The sequence below is a fragment of the Peribacillus folii genome (assembly GCF_030271255.1).
Classification (GTDB): domain Bacteria; phylum Bacillota; class Bacilli; order Bacillales; family DSM-1321; genus Peribacillus.
Window position 1 is genome coordinate 1 of sequence record NZ_JASJOM010000037.1, and the last position, 413, is coordinate 413.

Below are 413 nucleotides of genomic sequence, written 5' to 3' on the forward strand. Positions count from 1 at the left end.
CAGTTTGTAGACAAAAGGGGTACGGAATTATTAAATTCCGTACCCCTTTTGAAATTCCTTTGAAATTTTGTCCAAAGGTTACGAGATTTGGGCTCTTCGAGCCGCTATGTTAAGCCGTTTTAGGACCTTGCCATGTCCAAGTGGCCATCTTCTTTACATTCATGGCAGCGAAAGTAAGCATCGCTTGCATCGACAATTTTTTAAGTCCCCTTAAAGTAGTCCAACGCATCCCATGCTTTTCTTTTGCATCTGCGAATACACGCTCAATCGTTTCTTTACGTTTCGCATAGATAGGTTTTACATCTTGATGATGACGCAGATGATCTGCTTCTTCCACATATGCTTGCCAGATATGCCGTGTCACCACTTTTTGATGGTCTTTGCTTTCAGTACACCGTGATAAAAATGAGCAT

General features: G+C 41.6%; 1 protein-coding gene. It reads right to left on the reverse strand.

Annotation, left to right across the window (positions count from 1 at the left end):
• Positions 1 to 109 precede the first annotated feature (109 nt).
• A partial coding sequence (locus QNI08_RS22435) for a transposase (RefSeq protein WP_285769553.1) occupies positions 110 to 413 on the reverse strand: 304 nt, incomplete at its 5' end.